The 22,909-nt window shown below is 57.5% G+C and carries 15 protein-coding genes and 9 pseudogenes; 12 read left to right on the plus strand and 12 right to left on the minus strand.

The features are described from left to right. Nucleotides 1-437: 437 nt before the first annotated feature. Nucleotides 438-1,166 (plus strand): IS6 family transposase, encoded by a 729-nt coding sequence (locus HGP14_RS31420; protein ID WP_168833741.1) that lies wholly within the window; start codon nt 438-440, stop codon nt 1,164-1,166. Nucleotides 1,167-1,291: 125 nt separating this feature from the next. Here the strand turns inward: HGP14_RS31420 and HGP14_RS31425 are convergent, their stop codons facing one another. The 3 genes and pseudogenes from HGP14_RS31425 to dnaE2 (HGP14_RS31435) form a co-directional block, all read right to left on the minus strand. Continuing rightward, entirely contained in the window at nt 1,292-1,516 is a 225-nt protein-coding gene (locus HGP14_RS31425) for a DUF378 domain-containing protein (RefSeq protein ID WP_168833742.1), read from the minus strand. A 29-nt stretch (nt 1,517-1,545) separates the two neighbouring features. Continuing rightward, a pseudogene (locus HGP14_RS31430) lies at nt 1,546-1,644 on the minus strand (fasciclin domain-containing protein); the annotation flags it as partial. An 8-nt stretch (nt 1,645-1,652) separates the two neighbouring features. Then, nucleotides 1,653-1,975: pseudogene (gene dnaE2 / locus HGP14_RS31435) on the minus strand (error-prone DNA polymerase); the annotation flags it as partial. Nucleotides 1,976-2,223: 248 nt separating this feature from the next. Between dnaE2 (HGP14_RS31435) and HGP14_RS31440 the strand changes: the two are divergent. Further along, nucleotides 2,224-3,138 carry a PhnA-like protein gene (locus tag HGP14_RS31440; protein ID WP_168833743.1) on the plus strand — a complete coding sequence of 305 codons (915 nt, stop codon included), beginning with the start codon at nt 2,224-2,226 and terminating at the stop codon, nt 3,136-3,138. Between the two features lie 21 nt (nt 3,139-3,159). Then, a complete protein-coding gene (locus tag HGP14_RS31445; RefSeq protein ID WP_168833744.1) occupies nt 3,160-3,651 on the plus strand; it encodes a ferritin-like domain-containing protein in 492 nt (163 codons plus the stop codon). Here the strand turns inward: HGP14_RS31445 and dnaE2 (HGP14_RS31450) are convergent. Next, nucleotides 3,652-4,067 (minus strand): annotated as a pseudogene (gene dnaE2 / locus HGP14_RS31450) (error-prone DNA polymerase); the annotation flags it as partial. Between the two features lie 187 nt (nt 4,068-4,254). Here dnaE2 (HGP14_RS31450) and HGP14_RS31455 point away from each other — a divergent pair. From HGP14_RS31455 to HGP14_RS31475, 5 genes and pseudogenes are all read left to right on the plus strand, one after another. Then, nucleotides 4,255-4,794: a transcriptional regulator gene (locus tag HGP14_RS31455; protein WP_168833768.1), complete on the plus strand. Its 540-nt coding sequence runs from the start codon at nt 4,255-4,257 to the stop codon at nt 4,792-4,794. A 2,656-nt stretch (nt 4,795-7,450) separates the two neighbouring features. Next, nucleotides 7,451-7,615: a hypothetical protein gene (locus HGP14_RS31460; protein ID WP_168833745.1), complete on the plus strand. Its 165-nt coding sequence runs from the start codon at nt 7,451-7,453 to the stop codon at nt 7,613-7,615. Nucleotides 7,616-7,636: 21 nt separating this feature from the next. Then, the gene (locus tag HGP14_RS35305; RefSeq protein ID WP_205927423.1) at nt 7,637-8,002 is read left to right on the plus strand and encodes a hypothetical protein; all 366 of its coding nucleotides are present in this window, start codon (nt 7,637-7,639) and stop codon (nt 8,000-8,002) included. A 297-nt stretch (nt 8,003-8,299) separates the two neighbouring features. Beyond that, on the plus strand, nt 8,300-8,917 hold the full coding sequence (locus HGP14_RS31470; RefSeq protein WP_168833746.1) for a cupin domain-containing protein: 618 nt from the start codon (nt 8,300-8,302) through the stop codon (nt 8,915-8,917). 510 nt (nt 8,918-9,427) lie between these two features. Next, a pseudogene (locus tag HGP14_RS31475) lies at nt 9,428-9,665 on the plus strand (transposase); the annotation flags it as partial. A 326-nt stretch (nt 9,666-9,991) separates the two neighbouring features. On the opposite strand, the pseudogene HGP14_RS31480 reads toward HGP14_RS31475, so the two are convergent. Beyond that, nucleotides 9,992-10,708: pseudogene (locus tag HGP14_RS31480) on the minus strand (molybdopterin dinucleotide binding domain-containing protein); the annotation flags it as partial. A gap of 14 nt (nt 10,709-10,722) precedes the next feature. Here HGP14_RS31480 and HGP14_RS31485 point away from each other — a divergent pair. Beyond that, a pseudogene (locus HGP14_RS31485) lies at nt 10,723-10,959 on the plus strand (DUF3788 family protein); the annotation flags it as partial. Nucleotides 10,960-11,477: 518 nt separating this feature from the next. Here HGP14_RS31485 and HGP14_RS31490 read toward each other — a convergent pair. From HGP14_RS31490 to HGP14_RS31510, 5 genes are all read right to left on the minus strand, one after another. Beyond that, nucleotides 11,478-12,083, minus strand: coding sequence for a hypothetical protein (locus HGP14_RS31490; protein WP_168833749.1), 606 nt, complete (start codon nt 12,081-12,083; stop codon nt 11,478-11,480). Nucleotides 12,084-12,088: 5 nt separating this feature from the next. Beyond that, complete coding sequence (locus HGP14_RS31495) at nt 12,089-13,303, minus strand: adenylate/guanylate cyclase domain-containing protein (RefSeq protein WP_168833750.1); 1,215 nt, start codon at nt 13,301-13,303, stop codon at nt 12,089-12,091. A 405-nt stretch (nt 13,304-13,708) separates the two neighbouring features. Next, nucleotides 13,709-14,497 (minus strand): amidohydrolase family protein, encoded by a 789-nt coding sequence (locus HGP14_RS31500; RefSeq protein WP_205927424.1) that lies wholly within the window; start codon nt 14,495-14,497, stop codon nt 13,709-13,711. 559 nt (nt 14,498-15,056) lie between these two features. Next, nucleotides 15,057-16,448 (minus strand): aldehyde dehydrogenase family protein, encoded by a 1,392-nt coding sequence (locus HGP14_RS31505; protein WP_168833752.1) that lies wholly within the window; start codon nt 16,446-16,448, stop codon nt 15,057-15,059. Beyond that, nucleotides 16,438-18,096, minus strand: a complete 1,659-nt coding sequence (locus HGP14_RS31510) for an acetolactate synthase large subunit (protein WP_168833753.1) — start codon at nt 18,094-18,096, stop codon at nt 16,438-16,440. The genes HGP14_RS31505 and HGP14_RS31510 overlap by 11 nt, the downstream gene beginning before the upstream one ends. Before the next feature lie 425 nt (nt 18,097-18,521). Between HGP14_RS31510 and HGP14_RS31515 the strand changes: the two are divergent. Together HGP14_RS31515 and HGP14_RS31520 are read left to right on the plus strand one after the other, a co-directional pair. Then, a pseudogene (locus tag HGP14_RS31515) lies at nt 18,522-19,382 on the plus strand (transposase); the annotation flags it as partial. Between the two features lie 90 nt (nt 19,383-19,472). Continuing rightward, nucleotides 19,473-19,703 (plus strand): annotated as a pseudogene (locus HGP14_RS31520) (DUF4168 domain-containing protein); the annotation flags it as partial. A 249-nt stretch (nt 19,704-19,952) separates the two neighbouring features. On the opposite strand, the gene HGP14_RS31525 reads toward HGP14_RS31520, so the two are convergent. Beyond that, nucleotides 19,953-21,035, minus strand: a complete 1,083-nt coding sequence (locus HGP14_RS31525) for a GGDEF domain-containing protein (RefSeq protein WP_168833755.1) — start codon at nt 21,033-21,035, stop codon at nt 19,953-19,955. A 417-nt stretch (nt 21,036-21,452) separates the two neighbouring features. Here HGP14_RS31525 and HGP14_RS31530 point away from each other — a divergent pair. Beyond that, nucleotides 21,453-22,334 (plus strand): annotated as a pseudogene (locus tag HGP14_RS31530) (SLC13 family permease); the annotation flags it as partial. Between the two features lie 359 nt (nt 22,335-22,693). On the opposite strand, the gene HGP14_RS31535 reads toward HGP14_RS31530, so the two are convergent. Beyond that, entirely contained in the window at nt 22,694-22,888 is a 195-nt protein-coding gene (locus HGP14_RS31535) for a hypothetical protein (RefSeq protein ID WP_168833756.1), read from the minus strand. Nucleotides 22,889-22,909: the final 21 nt, after the last annotated feature.

The raw sequence follows: 22,909 nt of genomic DNA on the forward strand, positions 1-22,909 counted from the left end.
TGACTTAAGGGGAATGGGGCTCAAGACTCGTTCTGGCCTGACGTCCCGGGATCCAGGCTTCCCGCAAAACTCTTCCGGAGTTCAAAGAGCACGGCGGGACGATTTCCTCAAGCGACAGGAGTGAACGAACTCTTCTCAAAAGAGCGGAGCCGAATAAGCGATCGTCGTCTTGCCCTATTAGGCCTGCGGAATGCATTGTGGTGATAACGATCCGCTCTCATTTCCCTGAGGATATCAAACTGTGGCAAATGTCTTACTTCGTCGGCATGGGGCGAAGGCTTTAAGACATCGCGTCTATCTGCCCACAGGTGGCATCGTCCTTTCACGGACGCGAAAGCCATAGCGGCTTCTCGTCTGTCGCACTGCGCGCGGATCATGAAGCCCGCGCGAATGCCGGAGGAGATCGTCGCCTTAACGGTTACGGTGGTAGTGCTGGCATGACCAAGCGTCCGCCGACCGATCTCGCACCTCTCCGCTACAAACGCCACCGCTTTCGAGCGGAGGTCATAGCGCATACGGTTTGGCTGTACTTTCGATTTCCCCGCAGCCTCCGCCATGTCGAGGACCTGCTTGCCGAGCGCGGCATTGAGGTCTCATTCCAGACCGTCTCGGAGTGGGCTGGCAAGTTCGGTCGCGAATATGCCTGTCAAATTCGGCGGCGGTCGCGAGGCAGCTTTGCTGACAAATGGCATCTCGACGAGATGGTCGGTTCCATCAAAGGCAAGAAATATTGGCTCTGGCGGGCCGTGGACGCCCAAGGCCATGTTCTCGATGCCCTCTTGCAAAGCCGCCGAAACAAGACGGCGTCCCTGCCGCTGATCCGCAAGCTGCTGAAAGGTCAAGGTGTCACGCCGCGCGTCATGGTGACCGACAAGCTCCGCTCGTACTCTGCTGCGAAAGCCGAATTGATCCCATACGTCGAGCATCGTTCGCACAAGGGCCTCAACAACCGCGCTGAGAATTCTCATCTTTTCATTCGACGACGAGAACGGGACATGATGCGGTTCAAGTCCACTCGCCAATGCCAGCGTTTCATTTCAATTCAAGGTCCAGTCGCTAACCTCTTCCATCTGCACCGCAAACATCTGAGCGCCTCCGATCACCGAGAATGCCGTGCCGCTGCCATGACAGCCTGGCGCGACATCACCTTATCGGCCGCCGCATAGCGATCGCTAGCCGCCGCAGCGAAGCTCGCGACCTCGAAGGCGATCAACACAAGCAGGGGATACATGTCCATCCGGCAAAAGATGGAGGGAACCGCCGACGAGGCAAGCGAGTCCCTCCGCAGGTCCTATCGGTTCTGGCCAGCAGCGAACTCGCCGGAGCCCATTGCAGAAAACAGGGGGATGATCTGCCAGGCCGCCGATAGCCCTACCAGCAGGCAAACGATCCGGGCGAGCCCCGAGGCAGCCCCGAAGATGGCGGCCACGAGGTCAAAGCTAAATAGTCCGACCAGCCCCCAGTTCAGCCCGCCTACGATTACGAGGATGAGCGTGAAGATGTTGATAAACTTCATGGATCTTCTCCAGGTCGCGGGATGAGAAGTCAGCCTTCCGGCGGCATGATCACCTTGTCGATGACATGGATGACCCCGTTCGAGGCAGCAATGTCGGCAGCAGTGACAGCGGCGTCATTGACCGAGCCGTCGATGGCTCCAGCGTGCAATCCCACCGGGACCGATGACGCAAACCGGCCGCACCTCGACGCCATGCTCACGGGCGTCGCGGACGATCTGGGCAGGCGCATAGAAGCGCATGGGCTGCGAATTCAGGAGCGCAGCCCAAACCACATCTGGGTAATGGCACTTGATGTAGTTCGAGGCATAGGCGATCAGCACGAAGGAGGCTGCGTGGCTCTCCGGGAAACCACACCTGCCGAAACCTTCCAATTGACTGAAAGTCTTCTCCGCAAACTTCGGGGTGTAGCCGTTTTTGACCATCCCGCTAACGATCTTGTCTTTGAACCTGCTCACGCCGTCTGACCGTTCTCCGCTTCTGTCGACCGATTGAAGCAGCGGCAGAAGATTAGCTTTATCTGAATTATTGTCCACTCTCGGGCGGAACTATTGGTCGTCGAGGTTGTTAGCGATCACACGGCTGCGGCTCCATGTCGTTGCCGCACCCAAGCTTGACAGGCGACCGAGGCCCTACGGCGAACTTTTCGGACTTTGAGTCCGACAACAAACCGCGCGGTAACTCTCCGCCCTTACAAAGGAAATGGACGATGTCCCAGCCCGCCACCTCGCGATTGCCACGAGATGCCGACTATGTAGCAGACCCTCGCGTTACCGCCTCCCACCATAAGATATCGTGGGGTGCGATCTTTGCGGGCGTAATCCTGGCACTTTCCACCCAGTTCCTGCTCAATCTGCTAGGCGTCGGAATTGGGGCCGCAGTTCTTGATCCTGCAACTTCGGACAATCCCGCAGCGTCAACTTTTTCCATCATCGGCGGGCTCTGGTTTGTCGCCGCTGGGATAGTCGCTGCCTATATCGGCGGATACGTGTCGAGCCAAGTGTCCGGGCGGCCGGACAAATCTACGGGCGGGTTCCATGGCGTGGCTGCCTGGGGCCTAACGACGCTCGTCGTGCTTTATCTGCTGACTACCTCGGTTGGCGCTCTTGTCGGGGGTGCCTTCAGCGGTCTGTCGAGTATCGTCGGCGGTGTCGGCCAGACGGCCGCATCGGTGGCATCAACGGCTGCCCCGTCAATTGCCGCCTCCACCGACCCAATGGGCAACATCGAGCGGCAAATTCGTGATGCCAGCGGTGGAAACGACCCACGAGCACTTCAGAATGCGGCCATGGCGGCAATGCGGGCTGTCGTGACTGGCGATCAGTCCAAGATCGACGAAGCTAAAACCAGGGCCGCAGACGCCCTCGCCAAGGCACAAAACATCCCTGTCGACCAGGCGAGAGCTAAGGTCGACGAATACCAGAAAAGCTATTCGGACTCCGTGGACGAAGCAAAGCGGCAGGCATTGGACGCTGCTCAGACAACGGCAACCGTCGTTTCACGAGGCGCACTACTTGGCTTCGTGGCGCTAGTTCTAGGAGCACTCGCCGGTTGGTTCGGAGGCGTCGCAGGCATCGTACGCTCGACGGCGGTCCAGCAGCATCCCGTAGCAAGAAATCCCTAATTCTAATAAAGGAACACGAATATGGCACCCTCAAAACACCTGAACGACCTCCTCTATGAAACCATGAAGGACATTTACTTCGCCGAGAAGCAAATCCTCAACGCTCTCCCTAAGATGGCTGATGCGGCGCAGTCCCCGGACCTCAAGGTGGCCTTCGAGACACATCGCGACCAAACCGAGGATCATGTTCAACGGCTGGAGCAAGCCTTTGAATTGATCGGAAAGCCTGCCGAGCAAAAGACCTGCAACGCCATCCTTGGCATCATTGCTGAAGGCAAGGAAGTGATGGAGGAGTTGGATGGAACCGACGCACTGGACCCTGGCCTCCTGGCTGGCGCACAAGCCGTCGAGCATTACGAGATCAGTCGATATGGCACGATGGTAACCTGGGCGAAGACACTTGGCCTCGATGAAGTGGCGGAGCTGCTTGCTCAGACCCTCGACGAGGAGGAGGAAACAGACCAATTGCTTTCTCAAATTGCCGAAACGACAGTGAATGCGGCCGCGGCATAATCAGCGCGGGCCGCGTCGAAAGGCCCGGCCTCGCACCACCAGACATCGAAATGGAGGTAAGGAAGAAGTCCACCCCGCCGATCGAGGCTGAGCAACGAGATGAACGACGTCCCCTTTCGCTGAATTCGACCGTTGATCGCCATCATCGACGAGCCAAGGACGACTTGGCGGCGGCGTTCGAACAACGATGGCTAAACGACAACATTCGCTGGTCCGGCCTCGTCCTCGATCGTGATGAACATGACACCCTTCGCGCTGCCAGGCTTCTGCCTGACAAGCACAAGGCCCGCTGCCATCATCCAGCGGCCGTCCCGAGCATTCATGGCCTCTGCGCAGGTGACGATGTGGCGCTCCGACAAATCCTTCCTCAAGAAAGCAATCGGATGCTCGCGAAGCGTCAGACCGAGATGACCGTACGGTTTCATCCGACCATCCGGCTTTTGGCAGCGGATGGAGTCGGGAGTTGAGGAGAGTGGACACCATTGCCCGCGTTCGACGAGCCTTCCATGTTCAAGGCTGGTCGGTGAAGAAGATCACCCGTCTTGATGTCGGGCAAACTTGTCACAACGATTGCGGAGGACGGCTAAACGCTGGTTATACCGGTTGATTGTTTTCTTGGATTTTGAGGCCTCATCTCTCAGTAAGAAAAGCTTCCCCATTGAAGTGGCGTGGGTCTTTGAAAACGGCCAATCGCGATCGGCGCTGATCCGCCCTGCCCCAGACTGGACGGACTGGTCGCCTGAGGCCGAAGCTATCCATGGCATTCCACGCCGACGCCTTCTGGATGAAGGTCTGTCTGTCGGCATCATTGCGACCGAGATGATCGATGCACTGAGCGGACACAAGCTCTATGCCAGCGCACCGTGCTGGGATGGAAAATGGCTGAGTGCGCTTCTCAGGGCGGCGGGATATCAACGACATGCCCTCCGGCTTGCCCGGTCAGAGGAAGCTTTTTTCGATTCCGCGCGTATGGCCGCCGGAGCCAAACTTACGGACGCGGAAATTTCGGCGTTGGTCGCAACGATCCTCCTGAAGACCGAACCCGTTGTCCTCGCGCACCGTGCCCTGCCAGATGCCGTGCTCGAATTGGGACGGTGGAGGTCGATCCGAGCTATCGGCGGTGTCCCGACAGGCAAAATCTGAGAGCGATTGTTGCCTGCTCCGCCGGTCTCTTCGGCGAACCCTGCCGAGCCGCCCGAGATCAGTCAACAGTCATCAAGGTTCGTGAGCTACTCCGTCTTGCTGATGGGAGCATTGAAGCGGCCTAAGGCCACGCTGAGTGACTGCGGTCGCTGAATTTTTGGGGTTCTACGAGAACGCTGCTCGTCAATGCTTTGAAGAAGACGTTGGCGCGTTGATCCTCATGGAATTTTTGCCAATAAATTTTGTGATCAACAGCGTCGATAGCTCCTCCTGAGTTCGATGCCCTTGGTTGAATAACTCAACTGCGGTGTTGCAGAGCAACTGTGAAGCCTGTTCATTCGGCGTCATTCGATAGTGGCGGTACCAAGCCTGGACAGCGCTTGACACGATCCTCAAGTCGCTCTCTCTCACCGATACACTTAGATCGATCATCTCATCCTCCTTATTTAGCCACTCCTACTTCACGCTACTGAAGTAGTGAGCTTCATCAATGACGAACAATCGTGTGCGTTTCCGTGAAGTCCCGCATCCTGTTCTGACAAGATCGCACCGCTCTTAGCTGGCGATCAGCCGAACCCAAGAAGTTTCACGAGAAGAGGACTGGGTTCAAATAAAGGCGGAGCCCCCATCCCGGCACAGCGACAACGGTGGACGTGAGATACCGTCTTATTCGGCAGCTGCTAGATAAAAGCTTGTTTGTGAGGAAGAGGCCAAAGCATGTCCCCTGGCTTCGACCTTTGTGATCAGCTGATAGAATTCGTCCTCTGCTTTAACATCCGGTTATTGAAGACCGATAGCATCAGAGAAGTCACTTTGCTCAGCCAGACCCAAGATTAAAGGGCTTACCCGGCGTGACATATCTGCCAGTCGCGCCGCGTCGATATATGAACGGTGCCTTCATCAAGCTAGCTTGGCGGGGATGTCCTCGGCGGGTTTGCGCCAAGAGTGGTCATCAGCAGGCCGATCGGGGCGCATGACTCGTTTCGACCCGTTGCGGACCGTGGCTCAGTTACCAACAATAATGGCCTGCCAGAAGGATTCTCTAACCGATGAATTATCTAGCTACGAAAATCCGCATGACCTGTGATGAAACGACAGTCCGAGCGTGGGCCGCCTACATGATCGAGCATCTCGAAGAGGTCTCCGTAGCTCTGCGGAATGAGAACTGAGGCATGAAATGTGGTTTATCGGCAGGGATTGTTCGCTGTTCATCGTGGGGGTTATGGACGTTGACGATCACCCACCTCACAAGCAGTGGCAGCCAAGTCAGAACTATCGGTAGACGAAGTACACAAGAATTTCAAAGCGCACTGGGACAAGGGCAGCGCCGAAAGGCTCAGCATTGATCTAGCCAGAAGTCCTCGATTAGATGATTGCGAACTCCTTTTCGAGGCGTATGCCTGACGCCCGCTTCTGTGCGAGGTCCGCTTGGGGCCGATAGTGTTGAAAAACTCGGGGTTGCCTGCACCGCAAATCACTGATTCACCTCTAATATCTGAAGTGGAGCGAAGCAGATGCTGGGACCGAGGCAAGTCGATCAGGCCGCATTGTTTTACGAATATCTCCATCGAGGGCCACATCCCCATATGCTTCGCTCGATCGACCGTTTTGGCGACCGGTCGGCGGTTCGAGGAGAGCTGATGAGTTTCGCTAGACGCCGGAACATTCGATAGACTAGGCGGTTTATTATTTGGGATCGCTGATTGTTTCGCCCCTTCCTTGCCCTTGGAAGGCCGCGCGATCCTCTGGATCAGACTGCCCCGTTTTTTTTTGGCCTACCCTTGCCGAGCACCGGAACATTGCGGAACTCAGCTTGTTATAGACGTAGGCCACGCGGCCATCTTTCTCATCGTGATGCCCGCTGGTTCCAAGTGCCGCAGGGGCTGCCCTGCGGTATTAGGTGCGACAGGGCTCGCTTTGTGAACTCTTTGACAAGCCCTAGTCGTACCACTTTCGATCTTGTCTCCCGCGTGGTAGAGTTGCCCAAGGTTGGGCAGGCCTTCGATGATCCAAGAACGGGTATTTTCAATACCGATGGAGAATGGCGACGTGGCAATATGCCAGCGAAGTTTGCCGACGTGTGATCGGCCCGCAGTTCGAGCCTTTCTTGCTCTAACGAGCTCTCAGCGTAATCCCAATTGATTATTGACGAGCAGGCGTTGCCTGCGTTTTAGTTTTAGCCGCTGTAGCCCCCAAGCACAGCATTCAACCCCACGGCAACCCTTCAGGTTCAAACTGCCTACGCCGTGGTATGCGACAGGGCTCGCCATTTTTGAACCTTTTGGACGAGCCCTGGTCGTGCCAGTCTTCTCACGACGCACGTGTGGAGCGGACAATGAGAGACCGAGGAGATCCTTCGGGGAGCAGAGGGAGCCAATTTGGCCCGTATGGCTACTACTGACGGCCGGCGCGATCGGAATGGCTTTGAGTATCGTCATCGATTTCCAATCCTTTCGGGGCTATTCGACTGAACTTGAGGCGGGCTGTTGACAGAACCGCGGCGGCTCTGTCCGCATTACAGCGGCATACTCGCACTCTCAACTCGCCCCGGCCGCGCGCTGGGGCGCTTTTTTGGCTTTGCCTCGTGCTGGTGCCGCGCGGTCCCCGTCTGTTTGCCGCCAGTTCCATGCTGTAGGCTCTGAGGAACACCTATAGCATGGGCAACAAGGGCTCGCGAGACCATCAATATGCTTGGCCGGAAACACCGACCGGCCCTGATCTCGTTGACATCTGGTCGGATGTGCTCACCCGCCCGATCGTCTATGGCGGCGATGATCTCACAGGCTTCGAGCAGAACCTCGCGGCAATCATGCCGAAATAGATGGCTTACGAGATGCGGCTGATGGCTGACAGCTATGTCAGCGACGCCGTGGTTCCGGAACGGAGCGATGCCGAGCGGCTACCGCTATCCTTGGCCGCCCGCTCCATACCTACCGCGCTTTTGCCGAGGCAATCGCCGAGCGCGATGCAGCTTGCAGGCAAGGGCGTGTTCGGCCCTCCACGCGATCGCGCGGAAGCCAGCATGTTCTTCGCCCGCTCGGCTATTGCTCTTGCGACCCGCGCTCCGGCTCTTCCGGCACAAGGCAATATGGCGGCCGACCGCATCATCATCACCGATCCGCTCTCCGGTCTTCCTGCGAGGTCTCGCTTTACGAGCAGTATCGCCAGATCCAGTACGACATCGCAGCGGCCTGGGGCTGCGCAGTGATCAAGAAAACATCGGTCTGCTGCTCGGCTGACCGGCCTGAACAACCGGCCGGGGCTTCGACCTTGGCCTCATTCGCTGCGACGGCTAGGTTGCGATGCGCGCGTAGGTTTGCAAGCCAACCGCCATTCACTTGCGCCGATCTATCAAGTGGATCATAATTTGACCGTGAGATTGGCGGTAGGCAGGCGGTGGTTACGGTTCACGACCGCCCGATCGTTTGAAGGCTGACACACGCGGATATCCTGACTGCCCCCCAACCGCAATCCGGGACAAGTTGCATCGATGGGAGGATCAATCATGAAGCCGCGATTCCTCAGCGCGCGCCGTATAAGCGTACTTATGTTCTCACTGTGTGCTTTTGGGCTGATGACGTCAGCCCCGTCGTCCGAAGAAAGCAAGTTCTTAGTCAAGCCGGTGGTTGAAAAAAAGGTGAAGGATCTGCCTTCCGGACCGTTGTACTGGCGGCTGGAGAATTTCCCGACACTGAAGCAAGCCCAGGCCGCCGCTGGCCCGACCTCGCTTGCCGCGGAAGTTGCGGACAAGATCTGGCTGTTCACGCTCGGATCCAAGGATGGGTCCACAGCAGGCGGAACCAAGGTCGTCGAAATTGGCCCCCTTCCGCCGATCAGCGCGAATGAATATTTGCTGCGCGTCAATCGCGCCGGTGGAGCGCCCGGCACCAAGACAGCAATCCATACGCATCCGGGATCAGAGGCATTCTACGTGCTGGCCGGCAAGCTCGGTCAGAAAACGCCCCACGGCGTGACCTATACTGAAGCCGGCATGACTAGGACCGGACACGGGCCCGACACGCCGATGGAGGTGTTCAACGCCGGCACAACCGATCTCGATGAGTTGGCCATCTTCGTGGTGGACGCCAATCGGCCGTTCTCGTCGCCGGCCAAGCTCGACTAGAGGGAGTGGCGTTCCCAGTGGCATCTCGGCAACCAGACTGGTGGGGGTTTCGATAACGTCCCAGCCGGGCAGCAAATCGCGCGTCAGTTTTATCTGTTGGTGCTCATCGGGTTATCGCAGTCTTGGATGATTTGTTCCAAGCGAAAGTGCCGCTGCGGGCGAGACCTGAAAGCGCTGGATGCGCGCTCTTCCCCGTCATAATGCGGTGGCAAGCACTGAGATGGGAAAGGCCCGCCTGGGGAGAGGCGGGCCAGTTATCGGGCTCGGGAGGGGGAGGAAGAGCCCACGCACCAACCGAGGTGCGATTGCCTATGAGGGGGCATCCACAGAAGAGCATTTTTGTACCTGCCAAGAAAGAGATGCATTCGCATCGGGCGAGCTATCCACTCGTATACCCTTCCATCCAACAGGAGAACGAACATGGAAACGATGAAGGTCAAGCCGTGGTCCAACCATCAAGGCGATCATGTGCTGATCAACAAGGCGGATTTCGATCCGGAGATCCATGGTAAGCTGGTCGAGATCACCCGCACCGGTCCCGCCCCAATTGCGGAGAAAGGCGTGAAGCGGATCGGGGAACTTTATCATCGAGGCCGAGTTGCGCGGTTTCGACCCCGAAGCTCGCCCATCTGGAAGGCAAGCGCGATCAACACCGCTGATCGCCGATATGCAAACCTGGCTCACCCATCGCCGTGCTCGCGTCGCTGCCAAATCTCCGCTTCTGCCTCGCCACATAAGCTCGCACTGGATACCACTAAGCCCGGATTCTGGCACCCATAAGTGTGGACTGAGGGTCGCTACCGAGCGGCCCCTGCAGCGGAGTCGCACAAGGATTCGGCTTTGCGAATGCTCTGTCCGTCAGCGAAGATCAATCCTGATCGCAATTGATTCGAATCCTCGCAAGAGGCCTGACTCGCGCAGTCTGACCGGGGTCAAACGCGCCGCACACACAAGAAGTGTCCGCGGGCAGAAATCACTCATCTGCGGACTTCTAAAATTTTGCCACGGTGCCGTTCGAAGATCGGCGGCTTATGATCCAAAGCGGGTCCTGGTGAAACCTACTCGCTTTTCCGGTCACATCTTATATTCCTGCGACTTGAAAGACAGGTGCTGGGCGTTGCCCGGAGTATTAGAAATCTTGCGGATCGCGCCCCAGGTCTGCTTGTAGTTGGGAATGATCAGTTCGTTCGTTCCGGGATTGACCACGTTGCCCTGGACGCCCATCGGATACGCGAACAGCATGAACGCCTCCTTTGGCTTCGCAGTCGGCGTCGGGTAGACCGTTGCCTGGGTGGACCCGCTCTCGTTGTACACCTCGACGAGATCTCCGCCCTTCAGATCGAGCTCGGTCATGTCAGCCGGGTTCAACTGCAGGAACGGATAGGGCCACCGGTCGACGACCAGCTCTTCCTGCTGGTCGAGGTAGGCGCTTTGCCAGACATGGTTCGTGCGGCCGTTGTTGATGAGGAACGGCCACTTGGCCTTTTCCTCTTGCTTGCCGCGAGCCTGGAGGCCGCGCCATGGCGCATCGATGAACCGGGCCTTGCCGTCGTCGGTAGAAAAGACGCCGTCCGTGTAGAGCCGCTGCGTTCCGACGATCTGGCCGTCTGCGAAGCCCGTGGCGGGTTCCTGGAACCCGTTGTTGCCCATCGCGCGCAGCCGATCGTAGGTCACGAACTCCCCGCCTTTGGCGTCGGTATGGTAGCCGTCCATGAACGCGTCCTCCTCTGTCTTCCAGTCGAAGCCCTTGAACTTGTCGGCGAGGTCATCCTTGCTCATCTCTCGGAATACCGGCGGCTTTCACGCTGGTGGTGATGGGGGGCACAGAACGAGAAAAGTTTGAGGAGAGGCGCTACCTCTGGCGTCCGCAAGTGGTCAAGCTCTACGACGAATCCAAAACCTATATCGATGGAAAGTGGCTGACCATTCCTATTTTGTCGGCGGACGATCTGCACGACGTGACGAAACTTCTTATTATGAAGCGGCCGGCGGCGCACAGCAGTTCGAGGCCAAAGCCGTCGCGGAAAGTATCGAGCCGATAACCAGTTGCGCGAGAGATCGACAAGATCTCGCACGCACACCTTTCGCACCGAAGCAACATCGGCAGTCTCGCAGGAGGGCCGGAGGGAACGATGCTATTAGCCTTTGCCCACAACGATCCTCATAGAGAACGCGCGAGCTGGAAGCACGGCACTCATCGCGACAACTGGACCGTCGACGTCAAGCTTCTAGCGGCTGGATCATACTGCCAGATGAGCGCCTGAAGTCGTCAGCAATGACGTCTCGGCCTGTGAGCCGTGATTCCGAAGTAACGCGATGAACAGGAACGTTCCCAGAGAAGAGTGATAGGTGCGCGCATGAATGTACGACACCTCCGCTATGTCGTTGCTGCTTCGGAACATGGAAGTTTCCGGAAGGCGGCGTTCGCCTGACCGTCGCTGGACAGCGCCTTTTGTCGAAGGCGCGAAAGGTCCTCCGCTATGTCAACGAAGGCGTAGAGATTGTCGACGCCGTCGGCCGCGTGCAGGAAGGTCGCCTACGTGTTGGAATCTTGACGTCCTTAGCGTCGGGATTCCTCCTCGAGCTGATGCGGAACTTTGCCGAGAAGCATCGCTTCGCGAACCACACCAGCCAAATGCGTGAACACCTGAATTGCCGGTGCTTTGCTTTCAGAGAGCAACATTGCCACCCTCAATCGTAGGCCAGGATGACAGCACCTCGCTTTCAATGGCCGTCGCCGCCAAGTGTCTGCCAGCCAGCTTTCGTATTCCTGATCGTCCGTATTCTCAATTACCAGGCATATGGGAACGAGGATTCGATCGCTGCCGTCGGCTAACCCAGAATGGATGAGGTTGAGGTTATTCGCCATGACAAGATCAAATGTTTCGCTGCGTACGGCTACTCCATGCTTACTGTTCAAGGAACGCCAGTTAATTCCGAGGGTGTCGTTCAGAGAATTGCAAAATAGACGCCCTTGCGCCACAGCGCATTCGCCACAACCACAATCAGCGACCATTTTCCGCAACGCCGGGAACCGATCATAGTCTTCGGACGGGAAATCCGCCTCACCAGCGTGCGGCGCCAATGCGTTGTACTCTTTTACTCGGCTGGCCAATGCAGCAGGGAGAGTCAGATAATTGATCGATCTCCCGCTGCGAGCGGCCAACCCCGCTATTCTTGCATTCCGAAAACGCTTACCGGCGCCTCCAAACCCCTGAGAGAATGTGACCCAAGATCAACAAATTGCTTCGATGCGCATGCTATTTTGACGAACTCGGATGAAAGCAGCACCGGCCGTTTGATCACTTTAGTCAGTTCCTCCAGCCGCGACGCCACATTGACCGCAGGGCCGATGGCGGTGAAATCCAGACGCTTCCGCGAGCCGATATTACCGTACATAACATCGCCTACATGGACGCCAATTCCATACCTCAGTTCCGGTTTCCCGCTTTCCGCAAGTTTAGCATTCAGGGCGCCCATCCGCTCCCTACCGTCGCAAATCGCCTGAAGCAGGTCTGCACACGCGTTAGGGTTGCTGAGCGGGAAGATGGCCAGGAGACCGTCGCCCATGAATTTCAATATTTCACCTCCGCGAACCTCGACGGGTTCGCATAAGGCGTCAAAGTATCCATTGAGGATGTCGATGACATCGTCACGGGGCCATAGGTCGGATAGCGCGGTGAAATCGCGCAAGTCGCAGATCATAATAGCAGCGTTCACAGTCTTGCCACTACCACGCGTTGTTGCTCCCGCAAGGATTTCCGCGCTCGCATGTGGTCCTACATAAGTTTCCAGGAGCGTGCGGGCCATCGCGTTCTTCATCCGGATTTCGCTAGCCAAAGCAAGCGCAGGCAACAGATCCATGAGATAGGCGATCTCATATTCGGAGAAGCCACCCTGTTGCTTGGTTGCGAAAGTCACAACATGCCGTCTTCCCAATGTATGCTCGATCGGCCAGGCCACATAGTCGGTGAAGCCGTCCCGCTGAAGCTCTTCGAAAAGCGGATATCGGACGAGGTCGTTGTCACCGGCATGAAGGTGTTGTCGGATCACTGATGCACCATCATATATTTCCGTAGCTGGTCGACGGAGAAACAGTTCAGTAGTGTCGACGTCGTAATCGAAGGTGTCGATATTCGCTTCTCCGATACCCGGCAGCCAAAGGATACGGGCACCTTGCCATTGTGGGTGCTGTATTCTCAGATGAAGCGATGACCTGGCTACTGGTATCCCCGCGGCTACCAAACGTTCGCACATTTCGACAAGTAGATTATCAAGGAAACGCTGCGAACTCGTTTCGTTCATGAGCCAGTCGAGGACTGGCCGGCGTTCACGGGGCCATGTGCCAATGCTCTCAGGTGACGGGAAATGCGAAATGATGGTCATCAGAATCCTCCGAGGCACGCACTTTAAGCCCGTTGCGAAGGACGGGGAAGACGATATCGTCGACATTGTGAAGCCGGGTCATCGTCGAGTGAAGGAAATCAACAGCGTTTTCGCAGGACAAGACAATTGTCGGCACCGGCCCTGTTTGGGGGCGTCCGCATAGCGTTCCGCTAGCAAGATCCGGCAACTGCGTTCATCAACGGTTACAACCTCTCGCCGTCAGCCGACGTCCCGACGCTTGCCCTGATAAAGCGCGGCTTTCGATAGTCCAGCTAGCCAATCCGACGCTAATCGCGTTGAGCCAGAGCTTCGGCGAGTGGTGACTTGCGCGTGTTGCGGACACTGTGCTCTCACCGTGTGCGGATGCCAGCTATCAACGGCACTGATATTGTGACTGCCTCGCGGCTAACTGCACCAATAAAGGGTCGTTGGGTTCTCAACAAGAATACGCTGTTCGATGCCGCGATCATTGATCCAACTGCGGAAGAGGCCCAACAGATCTTTCATTTCAGGTTGCCAGGCAGGATAGCGGACGAAGGGAAAGTCCGATGCCCAAACCAGCCTGCGGTCTTCGGCCATGATGAAGGCGTCATGGAATGGCCGCACCTTGGCAAAAGAGGCATCACCGAACTGCCGCCGGCAAACTGCGAGCTTGATCCAGACCTTTCCATCGGAAACCAAATCCAGCAAACGTTGAAAGTCTCTATGTTCGACGCCGAGTGAAACATCGAAGGCGCCCATATGATCGAGCACGATCGGAATCCGGCAGGCCTCGATGCGAGACCATTGCGACAGAACGGTCGCGAGCGGCGCCCAAATCTCTGCATGCATATCAAGCTGCGCAAGTTTCAGCGCCAGGCGTTCGAATAGCTGCTCCAGCGGGATGGTACCGGGTATTCTCGATTGGTCGGCAAGTCGGGTTTCGACAAAACGAAGCCCGCGTATTCCGGCTTCCTTCATGCTCGCGAGGTCTTCGATGCTTGTGGAGCCATCTGCGACCGCAATACCCCTGGCTTGGTCTTTGAGCTGCTGCACTCGAAAGCGGAACCCCGAGTGGTGCCATTGAGGATCACCATAGCAAAATCGACTTTCAGTCCGCGAAGCAGCGTATCGAGCAACGCTTCGACGACGAGTATCTCGTGCTCCAACCGCGATGAAATCCCCGACATAACCTTGCCGCTCGGTACACGCCATGACGCAACGCACGCCATCATACTTGGCAAACAACCGTATATGAAGGTGGCGCTTGATCGCGATCGAAATTACTGGGAAATAAAAATGCCCAGCCTACTGTGCAAATGTGAACATCGAGTTTGGCACGGTGGGATCCCCTGTCCCGACTGGTGGGTATCTATGTCCGACGAGGCGTACGATCAATTTTCAGGAGAGGTCGTTCTTAAAGCACCCCAATTGTGGACGGATGTGGGTATTTTGGGAGGGCTTCGCAAAGCCTCCAACGGCATATAAGGCAGAATAATCTCGTATTCTATCGACGCGGGTCAGCCGTGGATCAGGCGTCGCGACATTGATGGAGCTCATCGGTGAGAGCGGCGCGAAACGCCTGCCGACATAGCAGCAGCGAAACCTCGGCGCGTCCATTCACGGAGATTGGGCAAGCGTGGTAGGAGTTTGTGCTAAGCGGTTCAAAGGCGGACCGGTTACAACATACGGTGAAGACCATCACCTTCAGTTGGTTTTGTAGATCGAAACAGCACTGCGAGACCATCATACTCCTGCAAGCCAGTTGCGCGGATCAACTGACGCCGTTTAATACCACCATCTTGTCGTCGGCCATCTCCTCCATCGTCCAGGGAATACCCCCGACACCATATCCCGACTGCCTGCGCCCGGCAAAAGGCATCCAGTCGGTTCGAAAGGCCGTGTGGTCGTTGACGAGCACTGCCGATGCATCCAGATGCCTTGCCGCCTTGAGCGCGACGGCTATATCGGTGGAAAAGACGCTCGCCTGGAATGCGTAAGGCAGCGAGTTGGCTACATGGATCGCCTCGTCAATGTCGCTATAGCCATAGACACAGGTCAGAGGTCCGAATACCTCGAGCCGCGACACCTTGGCGTCCGCTGGCGGATCGAGCAGGACGGAGGGCAGAAGCGTGGTCTCGGACAGCCGTCCTCCCCCGAATTGCCTTGCTCCCGCATCGGTCGCTTCCTTGATCCAGCTTGCGACACGTTCCGTCTCGCGCGGCAGGATCAGCGGCCCGACTTCCATCTCCTTCAACGTGGGATCGCCGACACGGAGGCTTGCGACCTTGGCGGCGAGCGCGTCGGTGAAGTTGGATAGGATGTCATTGTGCACGAAGAGGCGCTGCACCGACACGCAGACCTGCCCCGCGTGATAATACCCGCCTTTGACGATCGTCCCGACGATTGCATCGACACTGGCGCTGCGATCGACGATGACAGGGGCTGCTCCGCCATGTTCCAGCGCGCATCTCGTGCCTGGCGGCAGCTTACTTTTCAGATACCAGCCGACCTTCGCCGAGCCGATGAAGCTCAGGAAGGCAACACGCTGATCCGTAGCAAAGCTCTCGGCAAGCGCATTGTCCTCCGTGATGACGGTCTGGCACCAGCGCTCGTCCAGTCCCGCCTCCCAGAACAGCTTGACGATCTCGATGCAGGAAATCGGCGTGGTCGCCGCCGGCTTGACGATGACAGGGCAGCCAACGGCCACTGCGGGCGCAATCTGGTGGATGATGAGATTGAGGGGGTGGTTGAACGCCGATATCGCCGCCACGACGCCGATCGGCTCCTTGGTGGTGAAGGCCCATCGGTTGGTGCTGGCAGCGGTCAGGCCCATCGGGATTTCCTTGCCGCCAAAATTGCGCAGCTCGTCTGCCGCGTTGACGAGACCATCGATCGCGCGCGTCACCTCGATGATCGCATCCGTCAGCGGCTTGCCACCTTCACGGGCGATCATGATGGCAAAGCGGTCACGGTTCTCGGAGAGAAGCTCGGACACCCTTCTTAGGATAGCCATCCTGCGATGCGCCGGCAGCCAGGCCCTACGATCGGCATAGGCTTTCGCGGCAACATCGAGCTTATGCTCGAGAACGGCGGCATCATCGGCCGGTATTTCGGTAATGAGCGCGCGATCGAATGCCTGATAGACCTTCAGGTTAGGCGTCATCTTGATCCTCCAGAATGGCGGGAAGCCGCTCGCGCAATTCCTTCACCAGCACACGTTCGTTTTCCGAGTAATCGACGGGGACGTTCACCAGATGAACGCCACCGCCGGAAAAGGCATCTTCGAGCGCCTGCTTGAACTGGCTGATGTCGTTGACCCTCGTTCCCTTGGCGCCATAGGATTGCGCATATTTCACGAAATCCGGGTTGCCGAACGTCATTCCAAAGTCCGGAAACTCGTCCACCGCCTGTTTCCAGCGGATCATGCCATAGGCATCATCCTCGATGACGAGGATGACGAGGTTCAGCTTCAGCCGGACGGCCGTTTCGATCTCCTGCGAATTCATCATGAAGCCGCCATCCCCGCAGACCGCCATGACACGCCGCTCGGGATAGAGCATTGAGGCGACCATGGCCGAAGGGAGCCCGGCACCCATTGTCGCAAGGGCATTGTCGAGCAGCAGCGTGTTCGCCATGCGCGTCCGATAGTTCCGTGCGAACCAGATCTTGTACATGCCATTGTCAAGCGCCAGGATGCCATCATGCGGCATGACTTCCCGGATGTCATGGACCAGCCGCTGCGGCGTAAAGCGATCTTCCGTCGCCCGAACGGCGATGCGCTCGAGGATGCGCTCCCGCAGGTGAAGAAGGGCTTGCGCGTTCGGCAGCTTGCCTTCGAGGCGATCCGCTAACGCTTTCAACGATGGGCCGATATCGCCGATGACTTCCGATTGCGGGAAATAGACCTGCTCGACGGTCGCCGGCTGATATCCGACATGGACGACGTTCGGACCACCCTTGCCCATGATAAAGGGCGGCTTCTCGATCGTGTCATGGCCGATGGTGATGATGAGATCGGCCTGCTCGATCGCCTCATGGACATAGTCCCGCTCCGACAGTGCGGCGGTGCCCATGTAGAGCTCGGTTCCGCCCGGGACCGTTCCCTTGCCCATCTGAGTCGTGAAGAATGGGATGCCGGTGCTGATGACGAATTGCGCGATATCAGACGTCGACCGAGGACGCGAAGCAGCTGCCCCGAGCATGAGGAGCGGGCGTTTTGCCGCGGTAATGAGGGCGGCCGCGCGATCGAGCGCCGCGTCACTTGCGATCGGCAGCTCCAGCTGATGCGGGGCGACGAGGGCGACCGGCGCGCATTCTTCGGCAGCGATGTCCTCCGGAAGCTCGAGATGGACCGGCCCCGGCCGCTCCTCCTGTGCGATCCGGAATGCCTCCCTGATCATCGTCGGGATCATTTGCGGCGAAACGATCTGCCTGGCAAGCTTGGTGAGCGGCTTCATCGACGCCACCACGTCTACCACCTGGAACCTAGCTTGCCGGGACGAAAGCACCCCTTTTTGGCCGGTGATCATCACCATCGGCATCGCGCCGAGGAACGCATATGCCGCGCCCGTCGAAAGGTTCAAGGCACCGGGGCCGAGCGTCGTCAGGCAGACGCCCGGCTTGCCCGTCAGACGGCCGTATGTCGCGGCCATGAACGCAGCCGCCTGCTCATGCCGGGTCAGCACCAGCTGGATCGACGATTTGCGGATAGACTCGACGACGTCGAGATTTTCTTCGCCTGGAATCCCGAAGATGCGGTCGACACCCTCGTGTTCGAGTGCGGCCACCAGAAGATCGGAGCCTTTGGTCATGATGGATGCCTCGTTTGGTTATCAGGTCGATCCATGAGCGATCGAGATGGAGCGAGTGCAAACATAAGCGCCTTCCCGATCCGATCCAACCGTAGTTCGGTGCATATATCCCAGATTAGGTGTGCTTAATCGGCCTGCAGAGGATCGCCGGAAAGGAGACACCTTTCGGCCCAATTCGGGGTACCGCAAATATTCGCCTTGAAGGGATTGGAACTGACTACCCAGTTGTTCCGAGTTCTCACTGAAGGTGAATTGCCCGGTAAAACAAGCGGTTGCCCGGCTTGCGGTGGCGGGGTTGGGCGCAACAGGAGACGATTCACTTTCGAGGCCAGTTATAGGGGAATGGCGGTCCGGCTGCCTGACGAGGACATCGCGTTGATCATGGCAATCGAAACTTGCATGAACCGAGCCCCGAAACACCGGGGCGCAATCAACTTCGCCGGGCACATCGACAGTCCCGCAAGGATGTATTCGAGACGGTACATGCCTTGAGCAAAGAAGGCCTGACCTGCTCGGACATTGCACGTCGTACAGGATATGGCCGACGAAGCATTACGAAATGGCTGACGTTCGAAACTGCACCCGATCGACGCAGAGGCGCGCTACAGCCGACGTCTCCTCTGTATTTCGAAGCGTTCCTCACCCAGAGTTGGAAGGATGGCAACCGCCGTGGGCGGCATCTGTTTTACGATATCAAGCACCGAGGATACACAGGCAGCTTTTCTAATCTGGAGCGCCTCCTGGCAACATGGCGCCGCGCCGAGAGACCGGAAACGGATGAGGATAAGGATGATGCGGCGCCCGCTCGGAATGGGCTCTCCGACAGAGCACCTGACAATTTGCCTGTCCGTGATCCGCAAACCGGTCATTTGATCTCACCCATTGTCGCCGCTACGCTTTGCATAAAGCCGCGCGGCGCATTGACGATTAATCAGGCGCGGAAGGTCGATGCACTTAAGCAGGGGTCACAAACATTCGCCGTTTTGCGCAGCTTCGCCATGCGAGTTCGCGGCATATTTCGCGGCCGAACCTCGGCGAAACTCGAGCAATGGATCGACGATGCCATTCATTCTGGTCTCGCCTTCCTAGCCCGTTTTGCCCGTGTACTTCGCCGTGATATCGACGCCGTCTGTAACGCCATCGACCTGCCCTGGAGCAACGGTCAGGCAGAAGGCCAGATCAACCGTTTGAAGACGATTAAGCGCGCAATGTACGGCAGAGCAGGCCCGGAGCTTCTGAGAGCGCGGATGATGCCGATCAAATTGGCTGAGCTCCACACAAAGTGAGGAAGACCCACTTAATCTGAGATTCTCGGCGCATAGAATCTCAATTTAAGTGCCAAGCATAAGAAAGAGCCGCATTCTTACGTTTAAGTGCTAAACGACATCAGGCAGGAATACTCGGCCAAAATCGGGGCGACGTCGGACGAAGCGGCGAAGCAAAAGTTGCAGACCGAAGCCAGCCAGCAGATGGTCCAGGCCGTTGAAGCCTCTCCGGACATGTCTGTCAAGGAATACACATCGATTCTAACGGCTGCGCAGAACGATCCTGCTTTGGCCAAGAAGATTCAAGAAAAGATGGGAAATCCGGCACCGTCGCAGCAATAACCTGCGCGGCCCGTAGGTCGCCACGAACGCGGCGCAACGGAAAGCCCTGCAGATCGCTACAAGAAGCGGTGCCGTTCCGGCTCGCAGTGCGGAGCCGTCAACAGGTTTAGCCAGGGCCATCCAACAGCCCACCTTCGCAAGCAATCGCGACGACGCGGGTGTCTTCAGCAGCACGGTCATCCGAGTTCAGGACCATTCGACTCTAACCGTCTAAAAACGCTTGAATGGCGCGGTCCGGGTCACGGCGTCTCATGCCGCGTTCGCCAATTCGACGCAGTTCCGGCCCGAAGTCTTCGCGCGATAGAGCGCCCTGTCGGCAGCCTCCATAGTCGCAACGATTTCGCTGCTGCCGCCGGAGACGCCGATGCTCACCGTAATTCTGATCGAGACATTGTCGACCATCAAATCTTCGGCCTCGATTGCGTGACGAATCTTCTCCGCCACCGTCGATGCATCGCCCTCGGTGGTGTCCGGGAGAAGAACGACGATCTCCTCGCCTCCGTAGCGCGCGGCAATATCGGTTTTCCGCACAGCCTGCCGGATGAGATCGGCGACCTTGGAGAGCACGGTGTCGCCCACGTGGTGCCCCCAGGTATCGTTGATCTTCTTGAAGTGATCGATATCGAGCATAATGATCGAGAAGGGACGGCCCTGAGAGCTGGCGGCCTCGGCGCAGCGGTCGGCCGCCCGCTGAAACACGCGGCGATTTGGAAGTTTGGTCAGAGGGTCGACGCTCGCTTCATTCTCGAGCGCACGCACTATCTGAATCCGCTGCTTTTCACGTTCGAGGAGATCAGCGAGAAGGAGAACTCCGAGAATATTGGCGAGCATGATGGGAGCGACAGAATTTAGAAAGATGCCCTCGGCAATATCCCAAGGCAGAAAGGCAACACCGATGAAGGAGGAGACGGTGGCGAAGCCGAGCAACAGTGACCTCCCCAAGCCGGCGCGCATACGATAACGGCGTATGAGGGTGCAGGCGTAACCGATGAGCGGGACAAGAAATACACTCGCGACCCCCGTTGCGCCGATGCCGCCCAAGCTGAGGCGATAGATTCCCATCATCATAGCGGCGATGACCGTGCCGACTGGTCCTGCGTATATGGGGGACAAGACCAGAAGAATGGACCGTGCGTCATAGATGAGCCCCGGCCCCACCACGAGCGGATCATTCATGGAAAGAACGCCGCCGAGACCGAACAGCAGGCCGACCATGACGCTCCGGCTCGATCTTCGAACTATGATACGGACCGTCCAGGCATAACCATAGATCACCAAGGCAGCCAGAGCTAAGACTCGTATGTAGGACGTGAAGAGTTCGCCGATTTCCATGCCTATTACTTATCGGATTTCAATTATCGGGTTCCAGATTGCGATGGCGAAAGGCTGAAAATAATCGTGGATGGTACATAGTTCTTCGTAACTTGACAGCTACCGCGAGCAGGACAAGGGCATCCAGTTGGATAAATTTTTGCGAGCCCCTAGGAGACCGCTTGAACAGCGGGACCTCCACAACGCGACCTCCGAGGTGGCGGACCAGTTTGACGTCTAGGCATGTTTAGAGGACCACGACGCCTGTTCTTCAGGGGCGGATAGCGCCGTGGTCCAGGAGGAACGCTGCCTTTGGGGTTGCAGCAAGGAAGCAGCTAGCGCGCCACTCCGTTCTTTCAAGCCGTCAAGCCACCTAATATGATTAATCCGCCTGACGTTTGCCGATAGGGCTAGCTGTCGCCCTGCCGTTCAACCAACACACGGGGCGTTGGGGTCGACGAGGAGATTGCCGGAATTGAGGCGGTGATCGGCCCGAAATCAGTATTGATCGGGCAAACTGCCAAGCGTTTGGCGCTGCATGATCGCTTCAATATCAATCTGCTCGCAGTAAGCCGAAGCAGCGAGCGCTTCACCGAGCGATTGCGCGACATCGTGTTAAGACCTGGCGACGTTCTCGTTTTGAAGGGCGATCTCGTACTTCTCCCGGCCAGGCTGATGGAACTCGGTCTTCTGCCTTTGGTCGGGCGTGAAATCCGCTTGGGGAACCCCCGGAAAAGCCTGATTCCGGTGGTGGTCCTGGCTGGTGCCATGCTGCTAACCGCATTCGGCCTGCTGCCCGTCCCCACGGCCTTCTTTACGGCTGCGATTCTGACGGTACTGCTCGGTTCACTTTCGCTTCGGGAAGCTTACGAGGCTGTCGATTGGCCCATCTTGATAATGCTCGGCGCTCTCATTCCGGTCAGCGAGTCGATTCGTGCGACCGGTGGTGCCGACCTTATCGCCGGCGGCCTCGCTCAATTTGCTACCACCTTGCCCCCTTATGGGGCCCTTGCAATGATTATGGTGGTCGCAATGGCAGCAACCCCGTTTCTGAACAATGCCGCCACGGTTCTCGTAGTTGCCCCGATTGCGGTTACCTTTGCTGAGCGCCTTGGCTACAATCCCGACGCTTTTCTTATGGCAGTCGCGGTGGGGGCGGCCTGCGATTTTCTTACGCCTGTTGGACACCAGTGCAACACTTTGGTGCTAGGTCCTGGCGGCTATCGCTTCGGCGACTATTGGAAACTGGGGCTGCCGCTCTCGTTCATTGTGATCTTGCTGGGCGTGCCTCTGATCCTATTGTTTTGGCCGCCCGTTTAGCGCGCAAGCGTCGTTTCAATTCCGATTTCAGGTTCAACCGTGGCGGCGGTTTAAATTCTGCCGTAGGGCAGAACCATCGCCACGACGCCAATGCTGCCGTGCCGTGCCGTAACGTAGCCATGGCCTCCGATATCAACCGCTAAGACCTTACAATTAGTAGCATTTCTGTGATTTCTAACAACTGGACGTATATCGGTAGAAAAGCGCCGCTTCCAAGCAATCGTCTTCTGTGTGACTGCGATGCGATCTGCCCCCACTTGAGATCCGTGCATAACTAAGAGCGAGGGCGCATCTCGACGGGTGTCCCGCTTGTCGATGGAGTATTATCGCAAGGAACCGGAGGAGGAGTCATGATTCCTCTAAGCAGACTGGTCGAGCAGCTTCTGGGCGTCGGATGTCGCGCTGGCGCCCTCGGCCTCGCGGAGGCGGCTAACAAGTTGCTCAAAGCGATCATCTAGCTCCAGTACCTGATGCTGTGGCAGGTTTTGAATTGAACGGCGTACAGATGGGTCGAACGCCAGTATGGAGACTGGATCTGATAAATTGATGGTCATGATTGCGGCTCGCCCCTGTGA

Origin of the sequence: Rhizobium sp. P32RR-XVIII (assembly GCF_012641395.1) — a bacterium.
Classification (GTDB): Bacteria; Pseudomonadota; Alphaproteobacteria; order Rhizobiales; family Rhizobiaceae; genus Rhizobium.